17 protein-coding genes, 1 pseudogene and 1 riboswitch are annotated in these 18,584 nt (G+C 47.5%); of the genes and pseudogenes, 7 read left to right on the top strand and 11 right to left on the bottom strand.

Translation table 11 applies throughout. The features are described from left to right. Positions 1-3: 3 nt before the first annotated feature. The 4 genes from NQ565_RS11810 to NQ565_RS11795 all read left to right on the top strand — a co-directional run bounded on the left by NQ565_RS11810 (position 4) and on the right by NQ565_RS11795 (position 3,349). Positions 4-975, top strand: coding sequence for a DUF4249 domain-containing protein (locus NQ565_RS11810; protein ID WP_005654070.1), 972 nt, complete (start codon positions 4-6; stop codon positions 973-975). Positions 976-996: 21 nt separating this feature from the next. Then, the gene (locus NQ565_RS11805) at positions 997-1,623 is read left to right on the top strand and encodes a hypothetical protein (protein ID WP_005654072.1); all 627 of its coding nucleotides are present in this window, start codon (positions 997-999) and stop codon (positions 1,621-1,623) included. A gap of 26 nt (positions 1,624-1,649) precedes the next feature. Further along, on the top strand, positions 1,650-2,492 hold the full coding sequence (locus NQ565_RS11800; RefSeq protein WP_005654074.1) for a DUF4848 domain-containing protein: 843 nt from the start codon (positions 1,650-1,652) through the stop codon (positions 2,490-2,492). 89 nt (positions 2,493-2,581) lie between these two features. Continuing rightward, positions 2,582-3,349 (top strand): hypothetical protein, encoded by a 768-nt coding sequence (locus NQ565_RS11795; RefSeq protein ID WP_005654076.1) that lies wholly within the window; start codon positions 2,582-2,584, stop codon positions 3,347-3,349. A gap of 53 nt (positions 3,350-3,402) precedes the next feature. Here NQ565_RS11795 and NQ565_RS11790 read toward each other — a convergent pair. Then, positions 3,403-4,734: pseudogene (locus tag NQ565_RS11790) on the bottom strand (mobilization protein); the annotation flags it as partial. 408 nt (positions 4,735-5,142) lie between these two features. Between NQ565_RS11790 and NQ565_RS11785 the strand changes: the two are divergent. Beyond that, positions 5,143-7,056, top strand: coding sequence for a leucine-rich repeat protein (locus tag NQ565_RS11785; RefSeq protein WP_005654083.1), 1,914 nt, complete (start codon positions 5,143-5,145; stop codon positions 7,054-7,056). Positions 7,057-7,366: 310 nt separating this feature from the next. Here NQ565_RS11785 and NQ565_RS11780 read toward each other — a convergent pair whose 3' ends face one another. The 10 genes from NQ565_RS11780 to fabD form a co-directional block, all read right to left on the bottom strand. Next, positions 7,367-7,591: a DUF4248 domain-containing protein gene (locus NQ565_RS11780; protein ID WP_022103439.1), complete on the bottom strand. Its 225-nt coding sequence runs from the start codon at positions 7,589-7,591 to the stop codon at positions 7,367-7,369. An 88-nt stretch (positions 7,592-7,679) separates the two neighbouring features. Beyond that, on the bottom strand, positions 7,680-8,582 hold the full coding sequence (gene thiD, locus NQ565_RS11775) for a bifunctional hydroxymethylpyrimidine kinase/phosphomethylpyrimidine kinase (RefSeq protein ID WP_005654085.1): 903 nt from the start codon (positions 8,580-8,582) through the stop codon (positions 7,680-7,682). Positions 8,583-8,602: 20 nt separating this feature from the next. Next, entirely contained in the window at positions 8,603-9,196 is a 594-nt protein-coding gene (locus tag NQ565_RS11770; protein ID WP_005654086.1) for a thiamine phosphate synthase, read from the bottom strand. Positions 9,197-9,211: 15 nt separating this feature from the next. Beyond that, complete coding sequence (locus tag NQ565_RS11765) at positions 9,212-9,907, bottom strand: HesA/MoeB/ThiF family protein (RefSeq protein WP_005654089.1); 696 nt, start codon at positions 9,905-9,907, stop codon at positions 9,212-9,214. A gap of 30 nt (positions 9,908-9,937) precedes the next feature. Then, the gene (gene thiH, locus NQ565_RS11760) at positions 9,938-11,065 is read right to left on the bottom strand and encodes a 2-iminoacetate synthase ThiH (RefSeq protein WP_005654091.1); all 1,128 of its coding nucleotides are present in this window, start codon (positions 11,063-11,065) and stop codon (positions 9,938-9,940) included. 93 nt (positions 11,066-11,158) lie between these two features. Further along, on the bottom strand, positions 11,159-12,847 hold the full coding sequence (gene thiC / locus NQ565_RS11755; RefSeq protein ID WP_005654093.1) for a phosphomethylpyrimidine synthase ThiC: 1,689 nt from the start codon (positions 12,845-12,847) through the stop codon (positions 11,159-11,161). Positions 12,848-12,869: 22 nt separating this feature from the next. Beyond that, on the bottom strand, positions 12,870-13,646 hold the full coding sequence (locus NQ565_RS11750) for a thiazole synthase (protein WP_005654094.1): 777 nt from the start codon (positions 13,644-13,646) through the stop codon (positions 12,870-12,872). A 20-nt stretch (positions 13,647-13,666) separates the two neighbouring features. After that, positions 13,667-14,320, bottom strand: coding sequence for a thiamine phosphate synthase (locus tag NQ565_RS11745; RefSeq protein ID WP_005654096.1), 654 nt, complete (start codon positions 14,318-14,320; stop codon positions 13,667-13,669). 3 nt (positions 14,321-14,323) lie between these two features. Then, positions 14,324-14,521, bottom strand: a complete 198-nt coding sequence (gene thiS / locus NQ565_RS11740; protein WP_005654098.1) for a sulfur carrier protein ThiS — start codon at positions 14,519-14,521, stop codon at positions 14,324-14,326. A 66-nt stretch (positions 14,522-14,587) separates the two neighbouring features. Continuing rightward, positions 14,588-14,678: riboswitch (TPP riboswitch) on the bottom strand. 308 nt (positions 14,679-14,986) lie between these two features. Then, positions 14,987-15,874 (bottom strand): ACP S-malonyltransferase, encoded by an 888-nt coding sequence (gene fabD / locus NQ565_RS11735; protein WP_040315676.1) that lies wholly within the window; start codon positions 15,872-15,874, stop codon positions 14,987-14,989. A gap of 392 nt (positions 15,875-16,266) precedes the next feature. Here fabD and NQ565_RS11730 point away from each other — a divergent pair, with 392 nt between their 5' ends. Beyond that, complete coding sequence (locus NQ565_RS11730) at positions 16,267-16,998, top strand: NUDIX hydrolase (protein ID WP_005654104.1); 732 nt, start codon at positions 16,267-16,269, stop codon at positions 16,996-16,998. A gap of 67 nt (positions 16,999-17,065) precedes the next feature. Further along, positions 17,066-18,559: a xylulokinase gene (locus NQ565_RS11725; protein ID WP_005654106.1), complete on the top strand. Its 1,494-nt coding sequence runs from the start codon at positions 17,066-17,068 to the stop codon at positions 18,557-18,559. Positions 18,560-18,584 lie beyond the last annotated feature (25 nt).

Here is an 18,584-nt window from a genome sequence, read left to right as displayed (position 1 = left end):
AGTATGAAACATTTACCTCATATATTACTGCCCGTGTTTATCGGTTTGCTTTCGTCCTGTACCTATCATTTTGAACTGGACGATGTGGGAGCTTCCCAAAAACTGGTGCTATACAGCTATCCGGGAAGCGGCGACACAACGGTAGTCCACCTTTCACGCAGCCTTCCCGTCAGTCAGAAAGGCGAACTCGGTCGGGGACTAAAGGGAGCGGACATCCGTTTCTCCGTAAACGGTGAAGCGGTATCCCTTGCATGGACGGATGATTCCATACCGGGAGTTCCCGCCCAGAGCTATTACGCGGTGAAGACGTATGAAGATGGCGACAAGGTCAACATAACCGCAGCGGCAGAAGGTATGAAAGCGGTTTCGTCCGCTACGGTTGTTCCGTCCCGATTCCCTTTGACATCAATCAATTTTGTTCTCAAAGGCGGTGAACCGAACCAGCTTCAGTTTTGGATGCACTTTACAGACAATGCGCAGACAAAAGACTATTATGCGTTGAAAGTGGAGCGTAAACGACAGTTCTGGAACGATAGCGAATATTCGGTAGAAAACAGTTCACTCACATTAAATTTGGATGACGAACCTCTGCTGAATACTTCTTCGGGACTGGACGATATCCTGATGATTGAAAACGAGTTTTACCGGAATTTGTATTATTGGGATGATACAAAAATTCAAGGGAAAAGCTACAAGGTTCGTCTGAATACCAATTATGAGGCAGATTATGAAGATGACTTCATAACCCCTGACGGGGTCGAGCATATCAAATGCCAAGTGAAATACAGAATTAGCCTGTACAGCCTTTCGGAAGAGTTTTACAGGTATCTGAAATCACTGAACGACCAGAAAAACAACGGACTTGGAAACTCTGAACTGGCTCCCATACGCTCTACTTATACCAATGTCATAAACGGGATAGGTGTTGTGGGAGGATGCAGGATGTTCCAGACGGAATGGATAGACAATTTATAGGAAAACTAAATAATAAAGAAAATGAAAAAGACAATTTTATCAATGCTTTTCCTGCTGGCAGGAATAGGATGCTTTGCACAAAAATCCGGCATTATCATCGGTGTGACGGACGGACATTTGGGAAAATATTCGGGATATGCTTACATGAGTACGGGAACGGCGAACAACTCTTCCTACCCCGAAACCCGATGGACACCCGGAGTAGGCTTTAATTTGGGCTACCAGTTTGGCTTCGATCTTTCCAACCGTTTCTGGATTGATGCTTCCATATTGGGAAAAGCCGTTCAGGGAAAAGCAGAGTCCTTCGATTTGAATGGAAACAACGTTGTTCCCTGGTCTGACAAGGCATGGATATGGGGACTTGCTTTGAACGGCTCAATCAATTACCGCATCTGTTCCGGACTGTATGCCGGTATTGGCATTGAACCCACCGGTTATTTCGAAACCGATAAATTGAAGGAAAACTTGGAAGGGCAGGTTTTCGACTTTCCGATAGTCCTCACCTTAGGCTATGAGTTTAAGAACGGCATGAAATTGTCCGCTTCCTACAAGCATGGTTTCAAGCCATTGTATGACAATGCTTTTGCCTCCAATACAAAGAATAACAAAGAGTTCGGCATATCATTATATGTGCCCATGTTTAAATAATAACCAATTATTAAATTTTTTCAATTATGAGAAAAACGCTTTTTAGTCTTGCTTTGGCAATGGCTGTCTTATCATCATGTAGTTCTGATGACATAGTGAACAATCCGATGAATGAGGAGAACCATTCTTTCCCGGCTTCCAGAAGTTTGCATGAAAATATTCTTTCCTTTTCCAGTGAGGAGGAATACAATGCCTTGCTTGATTCCTTGGGCACGTTGTCCGATGAGGAACTTCTGCAATGGGAATCCGGACAGAAAGGCTTCACCTCCATGTACAGGATGCACAGCGAAGCCTTGGAACAGATATTAAACGCCACATGCAAGGAAGAATATGAATCCATTAAGACTGCTTACCAGACTGATTTTATATTCAATGACAAGGACAGCACCGATTTGTCGATATATATGCCGGTGTTGAATGTAAGCAAGGCAATCACATTGACCCCCGAAGGGTTCGTATGTATCGCCGGTGAGAGAAAGAACATGAAGGAGTTTGAAAATTATGATGGATATAAAAAAGAACTTTCTTTACTTTATCCTGTCCCGCTGGGTGTAACGATCGAAAATGGTATAAACAGGGTTCACGTGAAAACGAAGAAAAGAAAGTTCACCGCACAGATTGGTATGCGAGGAAACCAACAGGCTATCCGTGTAAATGCGTCTAAAAAAGTTTTATGGGGCTGGGTGGAATATACGACTGCGTACTATTGGAAATACACGCCTAACGGCCCTGTACAATTTGGCAAAGAAGTAAAAAGCGGGCATGACATTATGATTTTAGGCAATCCTTTCCCAAATGGAACGAAATTGTATATGTGGACTCGCGGTACTGGTGAAGAAAACTGCGGAATAATGACCGTGCAATTGTAATCCTTCTTGAACCGGATTATTCACCAATCATTCGGGACGAATCTCTGATATAGCCAAATGTTCGTCCCGAATATTAAAATTATCATTTTATGAACAGGAAAGTATTTACTTGTTTTATTGTGATTTCCCTTTTTCTTAATAAAGCCGCTTCTTACGGTCAGGAAATTCAAGTGTCGCGTGACACCGTCAAGGTTTCCGTTCAGGAAGGAAATACTTCGCCTCATAACGAAAGAAGCATTACCCTAAAGCCTTTGGATATACGGAAAGCGGTTGACCTTTCTTCCGGCAGTTGCCCGTCCCGGATAACATTTGACGTGCAGAACCCTTATAATCCGACATTCCCTACCGACAAATCGCCTTTGCATGAGGGGGAATATTCTACCTCCGGTATCATTAAAAGCTATCCTTCCGGCTATTTTTACGGCATGGGCAGGCAGGAAAACTTCATCGGCTTGGGCACAATGAACTATGCAGGTATCGGATATGTGTATTCTCCCGATTGCTGGTCATTCAACTTACAGGCATATACCGTAAAATGGAGTGTCCCCAGACGCGAGAGTCAGCTATTGGGATTGTCCGGGCTGTTGACATATCCCGTCAACGAGAAAATCCGTCTAAACACATTTGCCTCATACTCCTTCATTCTTTCTTTTCCTTTCAGTTCCTCGAATTACGGGGGATTCGTTTCCTATGACATCATTCCCAACTGGGGGATGGATTTCGGCGTCAGAAGCCATACCGATTTTCCGTTGCATAAAACGAAAACACTTCCGATAGTAGCTCCGTGTTTTCAGTATAAAGGCAACAAATTGGGTATTGATATCGGTGGCGGATTATTTAATTTGCTATTCAAATAACCTGCACTGATTTCTATCGTTACTCCTGAAGCGAGGATTATAAGATAAAGGTATTATCTTCTCATCGAAAAAACTCTTTTCTGCTGCTGGTCATAATTCCCTTCCACCACATTATCGACCTCCCGTCTGGCTTTGATTTGCTTCCGGTTGTCAAATTCACCTTTTTGTCTGGCAGTGAAGTACAGGAAATCCCCTGCCGCCTGATGTGATTGTCTGTCATCCCCGAACAGGTTTAGGGCGTTCTTGATATCAGATACCTGTTCCGTGTCAAAATGTGGCTTGTAATAATCACGGGCGAAACGGATGACACAGTGTACCGCCTTACGGAAGATGTCGCTCGTTTTGAGCAGCAGGAAGCTGAGACAACCGATGATATGGCTTTGCCATGCAATCCGGTTCTTGAGTCTCGTAGTTTCCTGTGCATGTTCCGTTTCCTTGCAGTTCAGTTCGGACCGGTGTTTGGCCTCCAGTTGCATCAGTTCAAGGCTGTGGTCGTTCTGTATGGTCTGGATTTTATCCTGCAACCGTTCGATGGTTTCCTCGTGCGTGGAAATCTCACAGCGCAAATCCTCTATTTCATTTTTCAGGGCTTTCGATTTTCCGGTAGCCCAACCGACAGCGGCGTTCAGAAGCTCGCTTCCTTTTTCCTTGTTCAGTCTGGAGCGTTTCTCGCAGATAGCCCTGTCAAGGTCTTCACTCTGCCGTTCCTTTTCATTTGCCTTTTCGATAAGGGTGTTGGTAATGCTTTCCGTTTCCTGCATCTTTTTGTTTGCCATTTCCAGCTGATGTTCCCGGTATTGCCTCGTGGCATCAAGCCGCTTCATTTCCTCCTTCTGCTTCCCAATGATAAAGTCGTTACGTTCCTGATGTTCCTTGCCCGTAACAGCCTTTGACTGCCCACGCTCCATAAGGAGTATGTCGGATGCCAGATCCTGCATTTCTGTCATATCCTCGTCATTGAGCTTGCGGCTCTTGCCTTTGTCATGGTTCATCCAGTCGAAAACGATATGGGCATGGTAATTCGGCTTGAACCATCTTTCGCCGACTTTGAAACTCTCCCTATCCCCGGCTTCGGGCTGTCCGCTAAGCCAGTGCCCCTCATCCTTGTGCAGGAAGATCTGGAGCGGAGTGATGACCCAGCGTCTCTGGCACTCCTCGCCAAACTTGCGTATATCTGCCAGTGTCGTGTCCGGTCTGATGAGCAACACGCCCTCACGGATTGGCGAGCATCCCGCCAGCTTGGTGATTTTTCCGTTCCTGCCTTTGCGTTCACGCTCCTTCTCCTGCATCGCACGTCCTGTCTTTTCCTTGACCATCCGCTTGATGTAGTTATAGTGCGCCTGCAGGTCGGGATTGCCGAAGCCTGGGTTTATCCACTGTTCGTTATAAGGGGGGAAAAACGAAACGTATCAATATGTGGCCGGCCTGAAAATGGCTGATTGCTTTGGCATTCAAAATGTTATGGTTGAATAGGACAGAACGGGCTGGAAAAACCAAACGTTACATTGCTTTACATTGGGCTTACATTTGAGCCTTGTTTGAACGCCGTTCAAATGAATTACTTTACATTTATAGACTTTGCAAAGTGAATAAGCACACGTTGTAAAAACACCAAACGTTTTTTTGAGTAGTAAAGCAGGCAGTCTGTTTCGTGTAAAAATGAAACAGACCGGTCTATTTTGTGCCGTAGTATCAAATAGACCACACGCACTCTTGTCCTCACAGTTGCTATAATGTAAATTTACAGCATCGTTAGATAACGGGATATCAATAATTTATACTGTAAAGAACCTATGAAAGTAAAAAAAAAGATTCTGTTCCTGTCGGTGGCAATGCTGTTGGCAGGATGCGACAAAGACAATGCCCCGGTGGCTGTATCGGAAGTTACGCTGTCCCGGACGGCATTGACAATGATCGTCGGTGATACGGAAAAACTTACAGCTACCGTACTGCCGGAGCATGCCGGGTATGACGGCCTTGTATGGAGCAGCAACAACGCGTCCGTTGCATTAGTCGATGTGGAAGGGCTTGTAACGGCTGTCTCTGCCGGAAATGCCACTATTACCGCAACTGTGGGTGGCATACAGGCAATCTGCGAAGTGACGGTAACGGATGCCGTGCCGGAAGGTCTCACCGTCACCACCTACGAAGTTCTGCTCGAAGCACTACGGACGGGCGGAACCTCGGCCGATGTCCCAACACTCATTATGCTGGGTAGTGACATTACGATACCGGCAGGCGGTGACCACACCAGTCCACCCATAAACGGTAGCGGTTATTTCAAGATAGACGGCGGCGACCACATCCTCGCTTGGGAAGAAAATAGCTACTATTTCCTCGGCAATATCAATGCCGACGATGATGCCGTTCATATCGAACTCACCAATATCAAACTGGCTCAAGGCGCGAACTCATTTTTGTCCATGATATATGTCTGTAACGGTAGGATTACATTGGGTAAAGGCGTAGCATTGAACGGGCAGCATATGCTTGCGGCTGTCGGCGGAAAAGCGGCATTGGAACTGGGTGACGGCTGCGAATTGTCTGACGCGACAGGCAGTTCGTACAGTACAACGGTCATGAATGGAGCTATTCTTGTGCTGAACGGCGGAAAGACTGCTGCCGGGACTTACATACGTCTCTCCAACGATATCTTTCCGGCCGTTTCCTATCCCCTTATCTCCGTTCCGAAAGCCCTTACGGGTGATGTGCACCTCTGTTTCACGCTGAACGGTATATCCGCTATCGCCCAGGGTGCCGACGGTTATCAACTGACGCAGGCGGACTACGACCGTTTGACAGTGAATCCTGAGTCGTCATGGGTCAGTCTCTATGGAGAAACGATGAAGCAGTATAATGATGACATCTTTGAACTTTATCTCGACCCGACGACGGATTATCAAATCAAGTTGCGCCTGAAAAATTTTACACCACCCGCTTCTGGTAATATCGACATGACCTCCATGACTGCCGATGAAGCACAGACAACCATTCTTGCCGCCCTCGCCACAGGCTTCACCGAACTCAAGCTGACGGGCGAACTTTCCAAGATAGGAATGGGCGGTAATTGGGGTACATTTATCAATAATAAAAAAATCACGAAATGCGACCTCACCGGAGTGACGGGCTGGGGTAGAACGCCAACACTGCCCGAACTCGCCTTTATGAATTGCACTGCCTTGCAGGAGGTGACGCTGCCCGATGACGTGCGGGTAATCGGAAGTAGTGCTTTTTTCGGTTGCGCTGCGCTGACTACGGTGAATCTTTCGCAGGTTACCTGGATTAATCTAAACGCATTTTATGAATGTACTTCATTGGAGATGCTTATTTTGGATAATGTGACAGAGATAGGTCGGGAGGTTTTCTACGGATGCACAAGTCTCAAAACGCTCAAAATACCGAAGTGTACCCGGTTCGGCAATTATATTGTAACGGGCTGTAAAGCTCTCACCCGGATAGAAGCCACGGCAACCGGGGATTTCTTGGATATAATTGGGAATAGCAGTATAGAGAACTACGCCGTTTTTCACAACAGAGATACTCATTCCGGAGAGAACGCATTCGCTCCCGCCAGGTGCGACCTTGTGCTGAACACCGACAAGCAAGAGGACGGTACTGCCGTCCCAAAAGTTTCCGGCAATAACAGATGGACTTTGGCGGCCAATGCCAGTCCTATGATGTGGAAAAACATTACTTTCCGGCAATAGAAGATTTAGCTATCAATTTTATCATATTATTTCTTAAATTGAATTTATTTATTTAGGCACAATCTCATGTAGATAAAGAATTCAAACAAAGCATTGCTATGCAGAAAAGTAAAACGATTATACAGTCAATACACTCCTATAAACGAATGTATTTTGAATTTTACTACAATTTTTGAAAATTTATTAATAAATTGTTTCATAATTTATTAATAGGCGTTTTAAGACTATAAATGAGATTATGGAAATATAAGTACAAAAAAAACGGCAAATCACTGTGTGAAATGCCGTTTTTTTATGTCGTTTTAGGAGCTTAATCGGGGTATGGGTCACCCAAATTCTCGAATATAAGCATTTGCTGCTTCGGCGAAAGCCAGCGGTGATTGTAAGGAAGATAGCCGGTTTCTGCCAACAATGTTGCCAATTTTGTACATCTTTTGATGCTGCGTTGCAGACATCGCACTGCATTTTTGGGAGTAGCGCAACCGGGGAAATACATTTGCGCCAATTCAGAAAAGGAAGAAGTAGATTTTGCCATTTGCTAAGTTTTAGGTTAATGTTATCAATTGTCCGATATGCAAATATACGAAATCAAGATACCCTTTGTCAAGTATTTCGGGCTTTAATTATGAAGTTTCTCCTTGAAAGTTTTCCTCTCTATATTCCGCTTGTTGTTTGTGGGGGAATTTTCTGATAACTTCTTCGGTGGAATTTAAGGGAACAAAATTAATTTCCCCGGAAAAGAAATGGCACAAAGGTCCGTTTCCATGTCCTATATGCAGGTCTTTACCATGATAAATTGCTTTGCTTATATAAACTTTGGCTTGACGGACAGCTTCTTCAAGTCCCTTGCCGCGGGCGGCAAAGGCAGCGATGGCGGAAGAAAGCGTGCATCCCGTACCGTGAAGGTTGCGGCTCTCTATTTTTTGCTGTTCGAACAGGCTGAAACGGCCGTTGTTGTGCAATACATCGCACATTGTATTGCCGGATAAGTGACCGCCCTTTACCAGTACGGCGCAGTGATAACGGTTCGCTAATTCACAGGCAGCCAGTTTCATCTCCTCTATATCCGTAACGGGATTTGAAAGGAGCAGGGATACTTCGCCCAAATTGGGGGTTATCAGGGAACAGAGAGGAAACAGCTCCTCTTGAATGGTGCGCACGGTATCTTCCGTCATTAGCTTTCGTCCGCTGGTGGATACCATAACGGGGTCATAAACGACAAAACTAGATCGGATATTTTGCAAACACTCCGCTATGGTGTGCACGATAGCGGCATTGTGCACCATTCCTATCTTGATAGCGGCAGGCTGCAAATCATCCATGACGGATGTTATCTGCGCACGGACAATGTCCGGTGGGATAGGGCATACAGCCTGAACCCCCATTGTGTTTTGTGCCGTAACGGCAGTAATGACAGAGGCAGCATATCCTTTGAGTGCGGAAATCGTTTTAATATCCGCTTGTATGCCTGCACCGCCGGAGCAGTCGGAGCCGGCAATGGTGAGAATGACCGGAATAGTCGACATGATAATAAAATGTTTGTTGGTTAAAATAAAGACGCCGCACGGAGCAATTCCTTGAAATGCCCGATAAAATCCGTTCCCGTCCGTTTCCATATATCTCCCAAAAGGACCGCACCGCCGAAGCCCAATGAGCTGATTTCAGGGAAATGAGCTGCCGTAACTCCGCCCAATGCCATTACTTTAGCGTCTATAATGCCCGCCTGCCGCGCCTTTTGCAAGCTGCCGGTAGTATAGGCAGAGGAATATCCTTCTTTGGAAATGCTGTCGTATATGGGACTGAGAAATACGTAATCGCATGTTGCTTTGTATTTGGCGACTTCTTCCAGCGAATGGCAGGAACGGCTGATGTGTCCGGTGAAGCCTGCCGGTGCTGTCGGGTTGCGTCCGTTCAGATGAATGCCTTTCAAATTTCGGAAAGACGCCAGTTGGAAATGCTCGTGTGTGACGATGCGTTTCAGATATTCAGGCGGAAGCCGGTTCAATAATTGTTCCATGTCTTCATAAGAAGCGCTGGGTTTCCGGAGATGCAGTATCTCAAGTCCTGCATCGAACAGGGAAGTGATTGCTTCGGCTTCTCCCTCAAAGAATGCAGGCTGGGTAATTGTTATCAGTTTCATGTTTTCCGAGGTATTTTACAGTAAAAGGACGAACGATTGCATGGTTCTTAGATCGACAGTCCATAACTTTCCGGCCAAAACCTCGCCGTAGCCGCAAATGAGCTTCAGCGTTTCGCTTGCTTCCACACTGCCTACCACGGCAGGAGTAACGCCTATGACGGAATTGTCGGGAGCGGGCATCTGCAATGTTGCGGTTTCGTCGGGAAACAAATCCCTGTATGTCTTGGGCCGATCACCGTAACAGAATACGGAGACTTGCCCTTCAAAGCCCTGGATGGCGCCGTACACATACGGTTTGTGCAGTGCGCTGCAACTGTCGCTAATCAGATAACGGGTGGAGAAGTTGTCGCATCCGTCTACAACGATGTCATAATCGGCAATCAGACGGCGGGCATTCTCCCGGTTGAGACGAAAAGGGTAGGCATGCACTTCTATATTACCGTTCAAAGCCCGCAATCTTTGGGCGGCACAGTGTACCTTAAGCTGTCCTACTTCGTTCTCCGTATACAATATCTGGCGTTGCAGGTTGCTGATACCGACCGTATCATCGTCCGCCAAACCTATTGTACCTACTCCTGCACCTGCAAGATAGAGGGCGGCAGGGGAGCCAAGTCCGCCTGCGCCTACTATCAGAACTCTTGCCTTATGCAGTTTTTCCTGTCCGCCTTCTCCGATTTCGGGAAGGGAAATTTGTCTGCTGTATCGGGTCATGATGAGAATTATAAACTATGAAAAAGGGATTCAAACCCGTTTCAGGTCGAAACTGGCATCCCAGTCTTTCCATACGGGTTCGCGTCCTAAACTCTTTAAGGCTTTGTCTACTTCTACGGCCTTACGCTCGTCGCTGACGTGGAATTGCTCCAAAGTCTGCGGATAGCTGTAATATCCGCCCGGTTCCGTTTTGCTTTCCGCGCTCATGGTAGTGACTCCCAGAGTGGCCATGTGGTCGCGTATAAAAGCCGGTTCGCGGGTAGAGTAGGATATGTCCACATCATGGTCGAATATCCGCATGGCAAATGTAACTTGTGCCAGTTCGCGGTCGCTCATTACCACATTGGGTTGGAAGCCGCCGTTTTCCGAAGGGCGCATACGCGGGAAGTTGACGCTGTATTTCGTTTTCCAGTAATGCTTCTGAAGATAACGCAGGTGATACGCCATCATACAGATATCCGTTCTCCATTCTTTCTCCAGACCTATCAGCACACCCATGCCGATGGAATGTACGCCTGCCTGCCCCATGCGGTCGAAACCGTTGACACGCCATTCGAATCTGGACTTCATGCCGCGCGGGTGATAAATGTTATAGTTTGCCTTGTGGTAGGTTTCCTGAAAACAGATAACGCCGTTCATGCCATGCTCTTTCAGTTCGGCATACTCTTCGGCTTTCAGGGGCATTACCTCAATCTTCAGGTTGCTGAAATAAGGTTTTGCCAAATCGAGCGCGCGGGCGATGTACGGAACACCGGCTTTGGCAGGATTTTCACCCGTAACCAGCAGCAGGTTTTCAAAAGGCGCGAGCTTCTTGATAGCCTTGTATTCGTTTACAATCTCCTCTTCCGTCAGTATGGTGCGGGGCATGGGATTGCTGATGTGGAAACCGCAGTACACGCACGAGTTGGTACAGGAGTTCGTAATATACAACGGCACAAACATGGAAATCGTTTTTCCGAAACGCTCTTCCGTGTACTTCTTGCTTAAACGTGCCATTGTTTCCAGATAGGGGACGGCAGCCGGTGAGATGAGTGCCATAAAATCCTCTACGTCACAATGTTCTTTGGATAGGGCACGACGCACGTCCGCATCTGTTTTGGCATTGATGCGCCGGGTCGTCTCTTCCCAGGATATTTTCTCTAATTCGTCTGAAAACATTTTATTCTATGATAAAAATAATTCGCTAATGAAACGGATAGAATACAAAGACGTGAAAATAAATCTGTTGTCTCTGTATTCCAGCCTGACAAGTTATTCCTTTTTCTTTCCCAGTTCCCTTGACAACCGCATTGCGCAGAAGTTAGGCCCGCACATCGTGCAGTATTCTCCGTCGATGTGATGTCCTGCCCGGAAATAAGTCTGTGCCCGTTCGGGGTCGAGCGACAGGTCGAACTGGTCTTTCCAGCGGAACTCATAGCGTGCCTTGCTCAGGGCGTTGTCGCGTACTTGTGCACCGGGGTGTCCTTTGGCAAGGTCGGCGGCATGGGCGGCTATCTTATAGGTGATGACACCTGTGCGTACATCTTCTTTGTCGGGTAGTGCAAGGTGCTCCTTTGGGGTGACGTAGCACAGCATGGCCGTGCCCAGCCAGCCGATTTGCGCCGCACCGATAGCCGAAGTGATATGGTCGTAGCCCGGTGCAATGTCCGTAACCAACGGGCCGAGCGTGTAGAACGGCGCATTGTGGCATTTCTCTATCTGGCGTTCCATATTCTCCTTAATCTTGTGCATGGGCACGTGTCCGGGTCCTTCGATAAAAGCCTGCACGTTCTTTGCCCAGGCGCGGAGCACAAGCTCGCCCATGGTATCGAGTTCGGCAAACTGCGCTTCGTCGTTGGCATCGTACGTAGAGCCGGGACGCAGGCCGTCGCCCAAGGAAACGGCTACATCGTATTGCGCCAATATATCGCAGATGTCGTCGAAATGTTCGTACAGAAAGCTTTCGCGGTCGTGCACCAGACACCATTTGCTCATGATGCTTCCGCCGCGGCTCACGATGCCGCACAGACGCTTGTCGGCCAGGTGTACGTTGTGGCGGCGGATACCAGCGTGTATGGTGAAGTAGTCTACGCCTTGTTCGCACTGTTCAATCAAGGTGTCGCGGTAGAGCTCCCACGTGAGGTCTTCCACTCTGCCGTTCACTTTCTCCAATGCCTGATAAATGGGAACCGTACCTACGGGAACCGGACAGTTGCGGATAATCCATTCGCGGGTTTCGTGGATATTTTCTCCGGTAGATAAATCCATCAGGGTGTCACCGCCCCATTTACAGCTCCAAAGGGCCTTTTCCACTTCTTCGTCGATGCTTGAAGTGGTGGCGGAATTACCGATATTCGTATTGATTTTCACCAGGAAGTTACGGCCGATAATCATGGGCTCGGCTTCGGGGTGATTGATGTTGGCGGGGAGCAGGGCACGGCCTTCCGCTATTTCCCGGCGGACAAATTCGGGAGTGATATGCGTTTCTATCCCCAATTCGGCACAGTTCATGTTCTCGCGGATTGCCACATATTCCATTTCGGGGGTGATGATGCCTTGCTTGGCGTAATACATCTGCGTGCAGCATTTGCCCTGTTTGGCACGATAGGGTAGTGAGATATGTTCAAAGCGCAGGTGGTCGAGCGACTTGTCGTCACGGCGCATGCGGCCGTATTCCGAGGTAATCTCCGGCAGTTGCTCCACATCGTTGCGGTGCAGAATCCAGGGCTCGCGCAGACGGGGCAGCCCTTTCTTAAGGTCGATTTCTATATCGGGGTCGCTGAACGGACCGCTGGTATCATAAATGTAAATGTCCGGATTGGGAGTAATGACTTTTTCTTCGCCTGCAAAGGTTGTACTGGGCACTTGCTCTACTTTGCGCATACCTACGCGAAGTTCCGGATAGATTGTTCCCGGCAGATATACTTTCTCCGAGCGGGGATATTTTATTCTTGATTTCATAGCTTATATTATATAATGTGTGTCATTCATCGAGAAATGCAGTGAGAGGCGAACTGGCTTCCGCCACAAAATTGTCGGCTTGCAGTCCCAATCCGGCTTCATAGGCCATGCGTCCGGCTTCTACGGCTTGCTTGAAGGCTTCGGCCATAGTTACGGGATTGTCCGCTACGGCAATGGCAGTGTTGACCAGGCAGGCGGAAGCGCCCATTTCCATTGCTTCGGCGGCATGGCTGGGAGCACCGATACCGGCATCTACTACCACCGGAACGTTTGCCTGCTCGATGATAATCCGAAGGAAGTCACGGGTCTGTAATCCTTTATTCGTGCCGATAGGCGCACCCAGTGGCATGACGGTAGCGGCTCCGGCTTCTTCCAGACGTTTGCAAAGCGTGGGGTCTGCCTGGCAATAAGGGAGGACTATGAAACCCAGTTTCACCAGCTCTTCCGTAGCTTTCAAGGTTTCGATGGAGTCGGGAAGAAGGTAACGCGGGTCGGGGTGGATTTCCAGTTTCAGCCAGTTCGTTCCGAATGCTTCGCGTGCCATTTGCGCGGCAAATACGGCTTCTTCGGCAGTGCGCACACCGGAAGTATTGGGTAGAAGCTGGATATGCGGATGACGGATATGTTTCAGCATATCGTCTTCTTCATTATCCAGTTCTATACGCTTCATGGCTACTGTTACCATTTCCGTACCGGATGCCAGAATGGACTGTTCCATGATTTCATTGGAATTGAATTTTCCCGTTCCCAAAAACAGACGGGAGTTGAATTCGCGTCCCGCAATGATTAATTTCTCCATATCTTTTTTTATTTGTTATTTCAGTAATTGGCTGTTTGGTTGATTTTGCCTGCCTGATTGGTTTCCGTAAGAATCCTTTGCATCTCTTCCACCGGATTATCCGCCCGCAGCACCGTGCCCGAAAGGGCGATGCCCGTAACGCCTGTCTGCATGACAGACGGAATATCGGCAAAAGTAATCCCGCCGATAGCGATGATAGGCAGGTTGATATTATCCGCCCGCATTTGACGGATAATTTCTTTATATCCTTCCAAACCCAGAATAGGGCTGAGTTTCTGCTTGGTGGTGGTATATCTGAACGGTCCGCAGCCGATGTAATTTACTCCGTCGAGCCAATGTTTCTTTACGTCTTCGTACGTGTTGGCTGTACCGCCTATGATATATTCCTCTCCGAGTATGCGTCGCGCTTCGGCAACGGGCATATCGTTCTTGCCGAGATGCACGCCATCCGCCCGGATTTCCTTTACCAGTTCCACGTGGTCGTCGATGATGAATATGGCGCCATAATCGTTGCAGAGCTTTCGAACTTCCGCGGCTACGGGCAGTATTTCGTTTTCCGCCGCATCTTTCATGCGCAGCTGTATCCAGCGGCAACCGCCTTCCAAAGCCATGCGGGCGGAGTCGAGGTAAGAATACCTTTCGGTATAATGTGTAATGAACTGAACCTTTTCCATAGCCTATCCGCCGCAGGCAGCTTTTATTATTACGATGGATATTCCTTCGGACAGAGCATAATCCGCCCATTCCGTACGTGGAATCATACGGTTATTGGCAGCAACGGCCACGCCCTGCGCCGGTAAGGAAAGCTCGGTTGTGAGTTGTAAGAGGGTAACGGCATCGGTTTCCACTTCCTTGTTGTTGATTGATACTTTCATGTTTCTGTTTCTATTAAATAAAACAATGGAAGTAAATACAAAGAAGTACCGTTAAGGTAAGTTCTAAGAAGAAAAATATCCAATTCCTACGGCAGTACTAACTGCATCAGGTTCGAGGGTATAATCTCAGCCCGTCGGGGCACCCCTTTGTCTTTACGGTGGCAAAGGTAAGGGAAAATAGGAGATAAAAAAGAAAAGGAGAGGATTTTTTCTTAAAGGGGAGCAATAATGAACAATAATATTGAATAAGGAATAAAAAAGATGAGGGTATGCCAAAACTAAACTTCGCTTGCTGTTTGTTTCTTTTTAAGCACCGGATTACACGGGTTTCACAGAAATACAAATTGCACGGAAAACACAGATTCCTTTATTCTTTGTTCCGTGAATTCTGTGTAATCCGTGCCTAAAAGAGGTGTATTTTGACACTCTCATCAGAGGTAATTCTAAAAAGAATTTTTTTATGAATTATGCAATGCCGTGAGCTGTTACACCGCCGTCAATCTTCTTGATAAGTCCTTGCAATACTGCACCCGGACCGCATTCCGTGAAGTCGGCAGCACCGTCGGCAACCATATTCTTGACTGTTTGAGTCCAGCGTACAGAAGCTGTCAATTGTGCAACAAGATTTTTCTTGATTTCAGCAGGGTCGGTATGAGGAAGGGCATCCACATTCTGATATACAGGGCACTTCGGAGTGTAGAACTCGGTTGCGTTGATAGCCGCTTCCAGTTCAACTTTGGCAGGGTTCATCAACGGAGAGTGGAAAGCACCGCCTACTTTCAAAGGCAAAGCACGTTTCGCTCCGGCAGCTTTCATCAGTTCGCAAGCTTTGTTGATGCCTTCGATAGAACCGGAAATAACGATTTGTCCCGGACAGTTGTAGTTAGCAGCTACGCAAACTTCACCTTCGGCACTAACCTGTGCGCAGATTTCTTCCACTTTTTCATCCGGCAAAGCGATAATGGCAGCCATTGTAGAAGGCTGTGCTTCACAGGCTTTCTGCATAGCCATGGCACGGGCATAAACCAGCTTCAAGCCGTCTTCAAAGCTTAACGCACCGGCAGCAACCAATGCGGAGAACTCACCGAGTGAGTGGCCGGCGGTCATTTCGGGTTTAAAGTCGTCGCCCATGCAGAGTGCGGAGATTACGGAGTGAAGGAATACGGCAGGCTGTGTTACTTTGGTCTGGCGCAAATCTTCGTCTGTACCGTTGAACATGATATCTGTAATACGATATCCGAGGATATCATTTGCTTTTTCAAAAAGTTCTTTGGCCAAAGCCGAATTTTCGTACAGGTCTTTACCCATTCCTACGAATTGGGCGCCTTGACCCGGAAATACAAATGCTTTCATATTCATTTATTTTTAGTGTTTAATAAAAAGTGGTGCAAAGGTATAGGTTTTTCTGATAACCACCGCACAAAAGGGCATTTTTTGTGCAATGTACCTTTTTCACATACGTCTGCAATACAATATGTCCCCCTCTGGCAAGATAAATGTACGGATATAGAAATCCTTAAGAATTAGGTACTTCATAGTTATTGTATCTGCTACAATTACCCTTGCTGAGACGGATTTAAATTACATATTGTATTTTATACGATAACACAATAAGATGATATTGTAAGATATACGATATGTATATATTTGAAAAATAATGCTTTATAACATTGTAAAAATATCCTTTTTACTTATTGCATATTTGAAAAACCTCATTATATTTGCAGCGCTTAAACGAAAATATTATGCAAAACGTGGAACAAAATACGCCATTGGCAAACAATCATATTTCGGTAGACTGTGTGGTGATTGGTTTTGACGGAGAGCAGTTGAAAGTCTTGCTGGTTAAACGTGCCGGAGAAGAAGAGGGTGAAGTCTTCCATGATATGAAGTTGCCCGGCAGTTTGATTTATATGGACGAAGATTTGGACGAAGCCGCCCAGCGGGTTCTGAATGAACTGACGGGACTTAAGAACGTAAATCTGATGCAGTTCAAGGCGTTCGGCTCCAAGAACCGCACCACAGACCCCAGAGACGTGCATTGGCTGGAACGTGCCATGCAGTCCAAAGTAGAGCGCATCGTGACCATCGCTTATCTTTCTCTCGTAAAGATAGACCGTACGCTCAACCGCGGCCTGGACGAGTATATGGCAAATTGGGTTGCCTTGCCGGATATCAAGGCACTGGCTTTCGACCACAACCTTATCATAAAAGAGGCGATAACCTACATCCGCCAGTATATCGAGTTCAACCCGTCCTCTCTTTTCGACCTGCTTCCGCGTAAGTTCACCGCATCCCAGCTCCGTACGCTGTATGAACTCTTGTACGGGAAACAGATAGATGTACGTAATTTCCACAAAAAGATAGCTCTTATGGAGTATGTGGTTCCTTTGGAAGAGAAGCAGCAGGGAGTTGCCCATCGTGCGGCACGGTATTACCGGTTCGACAAGAAGATATATAATAAGGTAAGGCGGTAGGCAAGACACCTGAATTCAAAACCTGATACGGAATAAATCGAAAATTTAACAATATAAACTCAAAGACATGTATTTATTAGGATATGACATCGGCAGCTCGTCCGTTAAAGCGAGCTTGGTAAATGCAGAAAGCGGTAAGTGCGTATCTTCCGCGTTCTTCCCGAAGACGGAAGCGGAAATCATAGCCGTGAAGCCGGGATGGGCGGAACAGAACCCTGAAAACTGGTGGGAAAACCTGAAGCTGGCAACGCAAGCCGTATTGGCGGATGCGCGTGTGGATGCGGCAGACATCAAAGCCATCGGTATCTCTTACCAGATGCACGGATTGGTGTGCGTGGACAAAGACCAAAAGGTATTGCGTCCTGCAATCATCTGGTGCGATTCCAGAGCCGTTCCTTACGGACAAAAAGCATTTGAAACGCTGGGCGAGGAGTTATGCCTCTCGCATCTGCTCAACTCTCCGGGTAACTTCACCGCGTCCAAACTTGCCTGGATAAAGGAGAATGAACCGGCTGTCTATGAAAAGATATACAAGATTATGCTGCCGGGCGATTATATTGCCATGAAACTGAGCGGTACAATCTGCACTACAGTCTCCGGACTGTCCGAAGGCATGTTCTGGGATTTCAAGAACAACCGGGTAGCAGACTTCCTGATGAAATATTACGGTTTCGATTCCTCGCTGATAGCCGACATCAGACCTACATTCTCCGAGCAAGGCCGTGTAAACGCCGCTGCCGCACAGGAGTTGGGTCTGAAAGAGGGAACGCCTGTCACATACCGTGCCGGCGACCAACCCAACAACGCATTGTCGCTGAATGTATTCAACCCCGGTGAAATAGCATCCACAGCGGGTACTTCGGGGGTGGTTTACGGTGTGAACGGTGAGGTGAACTACGACCCGAAATCGCGTGTCAATACCTTTGCGCACGTCAATCACACGGCGGAACAAACCCGTCTCGGCGTACTTTTGTGCATCAACGGTACGGGTATCCTCAACTCGTGGGTGAAACGCACCGTTGCTCCCGAAGGCGTTTCTTACAGTGACATGAATGTTCTTGCCGCCCAGGCGCCTATCGGAAGCGCCGGTATCAGCATCCTGCCTTTTGGCAACGGTGCCGAACGTATGCTGGAGAACAGGGAAACGGGCTGTTCCATTCAAGGAATCAACTTCAACCAGCACGGCAAGCAACATATTATCCGTGCGGCACAGGAAGGTATCGTATTCTCTTTCAAGTATGGTATCGACATTATGGAGCAGATGGGTATTCCCGTACAGAAAATCCATGCGGGCAAAGCCAATATGTTCCTCAGTCCGCTGTTCCGCGAAACGCTGGCAGGCGTAACGGGTGCCGTTATCGAACTGTACGACACCGACGGTTCGGTAGGTGCAGCCAAAGGTGCAGGTATCGGTGCGGGCATCTATAAAGACAACAACGAAGCCTTTGCTACGCTCGAGAAGCTCGAAATCATCGAGCCCGGACAAGCCGACCGTCAGGCATATGCCGATGCCTATGCGCGCTGGAAACAATATCTGATGCAGAGCTTACGGCCTGCTTAAGTTTTGTTCTGCATTCTTCGGAAAG

The organism is Bacteroides stercoris ATCC 43183 (assembly GCF_025147325.1).
GTDB lineage: Bacteria > Bacteroidota > Bacteroidia > Bacteroidales > Bacteroidaceae > Bacteroides > Bacteroides stercoris.
The sequence above is the reverse complement of the archived record's forward strand: the minus strand, read 5'-3'. Positions and strand labels throughout refer to the sequence as shown.

Coding starts and splice junctions, on each gene's coding strand:
- NQ565_RS11800 (WP_005654074.1), top strand. CDS start 1,650: ATGAGAAAAACGCTTTTTAGTCTTGCTTTGGCAATGGCTGTCTTATCA.
- NQ565_RS11730 (WP_005654104.1), top strand. CDS start 16,267: ATGCAAAACGTGGAACAAAATACGCCATTGGCAAACAATCATATTTCG.
- NQ565_RS11795 (WP_005654076.1), top strand. CDS start 2,582: ATGAACAGGAAAGTATTTACTTGTTTTATTGTGATTTCCCTTTTTCTT.
- NQ565_RS11770 (WP_005654086.1), bottom strand. CDS start 9,196: ATGAAACTGATAACAATTACCCAGCCTGCATTCTTTGAGGGAGAAGCC.
- thiC (WP_005654093.1), bottom strand. CDS start 12,847: ATGAAATCAAGAATAAAATATCCCCGCTCGGAGAAAGTATATCTGCCG.
- thiD (WP_005654085.1), bottom strand. CDS start 8,582: ATGTCGACTATTCCGGTCATTCTCACCATTGCCGGCTCCGACTGCTCC.
- NQ565_RS11725 (WP_005654106.1), top strand. CDS start 17,066: ATGTATTTATTAGGATATGACATCGGCAGCTCGTCCGTTAAAGCGAGC.
- NQ565_RS11810 (WP_005654070.1), top strand. CDS start 4: ATGAAACATTTACCTCATATATTACTGCCCGTGTTTATCGGTTTGCTT.
- thiS (WP_005654098.1), bottom strand. CDS start 14,521: ATGAAAGTATCAATCAACAACAAGGAAGTGGAAACCGATGCCGTTACC.
- NQ565_RS11785 (WP_005654083.1), top strand. CDS start 5,143: ATGAAAGTAAAAAAAAAGATTCTGTTCCTGTCGGTGGCAATGCTGTTG.
- fabD (WP_040315676.1), bottom strand. CDS start 15,874: ATGAAAGCATTTGTATTTCCGGGTCAAGGCGCCCAATTCGTAGGAATG.
- NQ565_RS11765 (WP_005654089.1), bottom strand. CDS start 9,907: ATGACCCGATACAGCAGACAAATTTCCCTTCCCGAAATCGGAGAAGGC.
- thiH (WP_005654091.1), bottom strand. CDS start 11,065: ATGTTTTCAGACGAATTAGAGAAAATATCCTGGGAAGAGACGACCCGG.
- NQ565_RS11805 (WP_005654072.1), top strand. CDS start 997: ATGAAAAAGACAATTTTATCAATGCTTTTCCTGCTGGCAGGAATAGGA.
- NQ565_RS11745 (WP_005654096.1), bottom strand. CDS start 14,320: ATGGAAAAGGTTCAGTTCATTACACATTATACCGAAAGGTATTCTTAC.
- NQ565_RS11780 (WP_022103439.1), bottom strand. CDS start 7,591: ATGGCAAAATCTACTTCTTCCTTTTCTGAATTGGCGCAAATGTATTTC.
- NQ565_RS11750 (WP_005654094.1), bottom strand. CDS start 13,646: ATGGAGAAATTAATCATTGCGGGACGCGAATTCAACTCCCGTCTGTTT.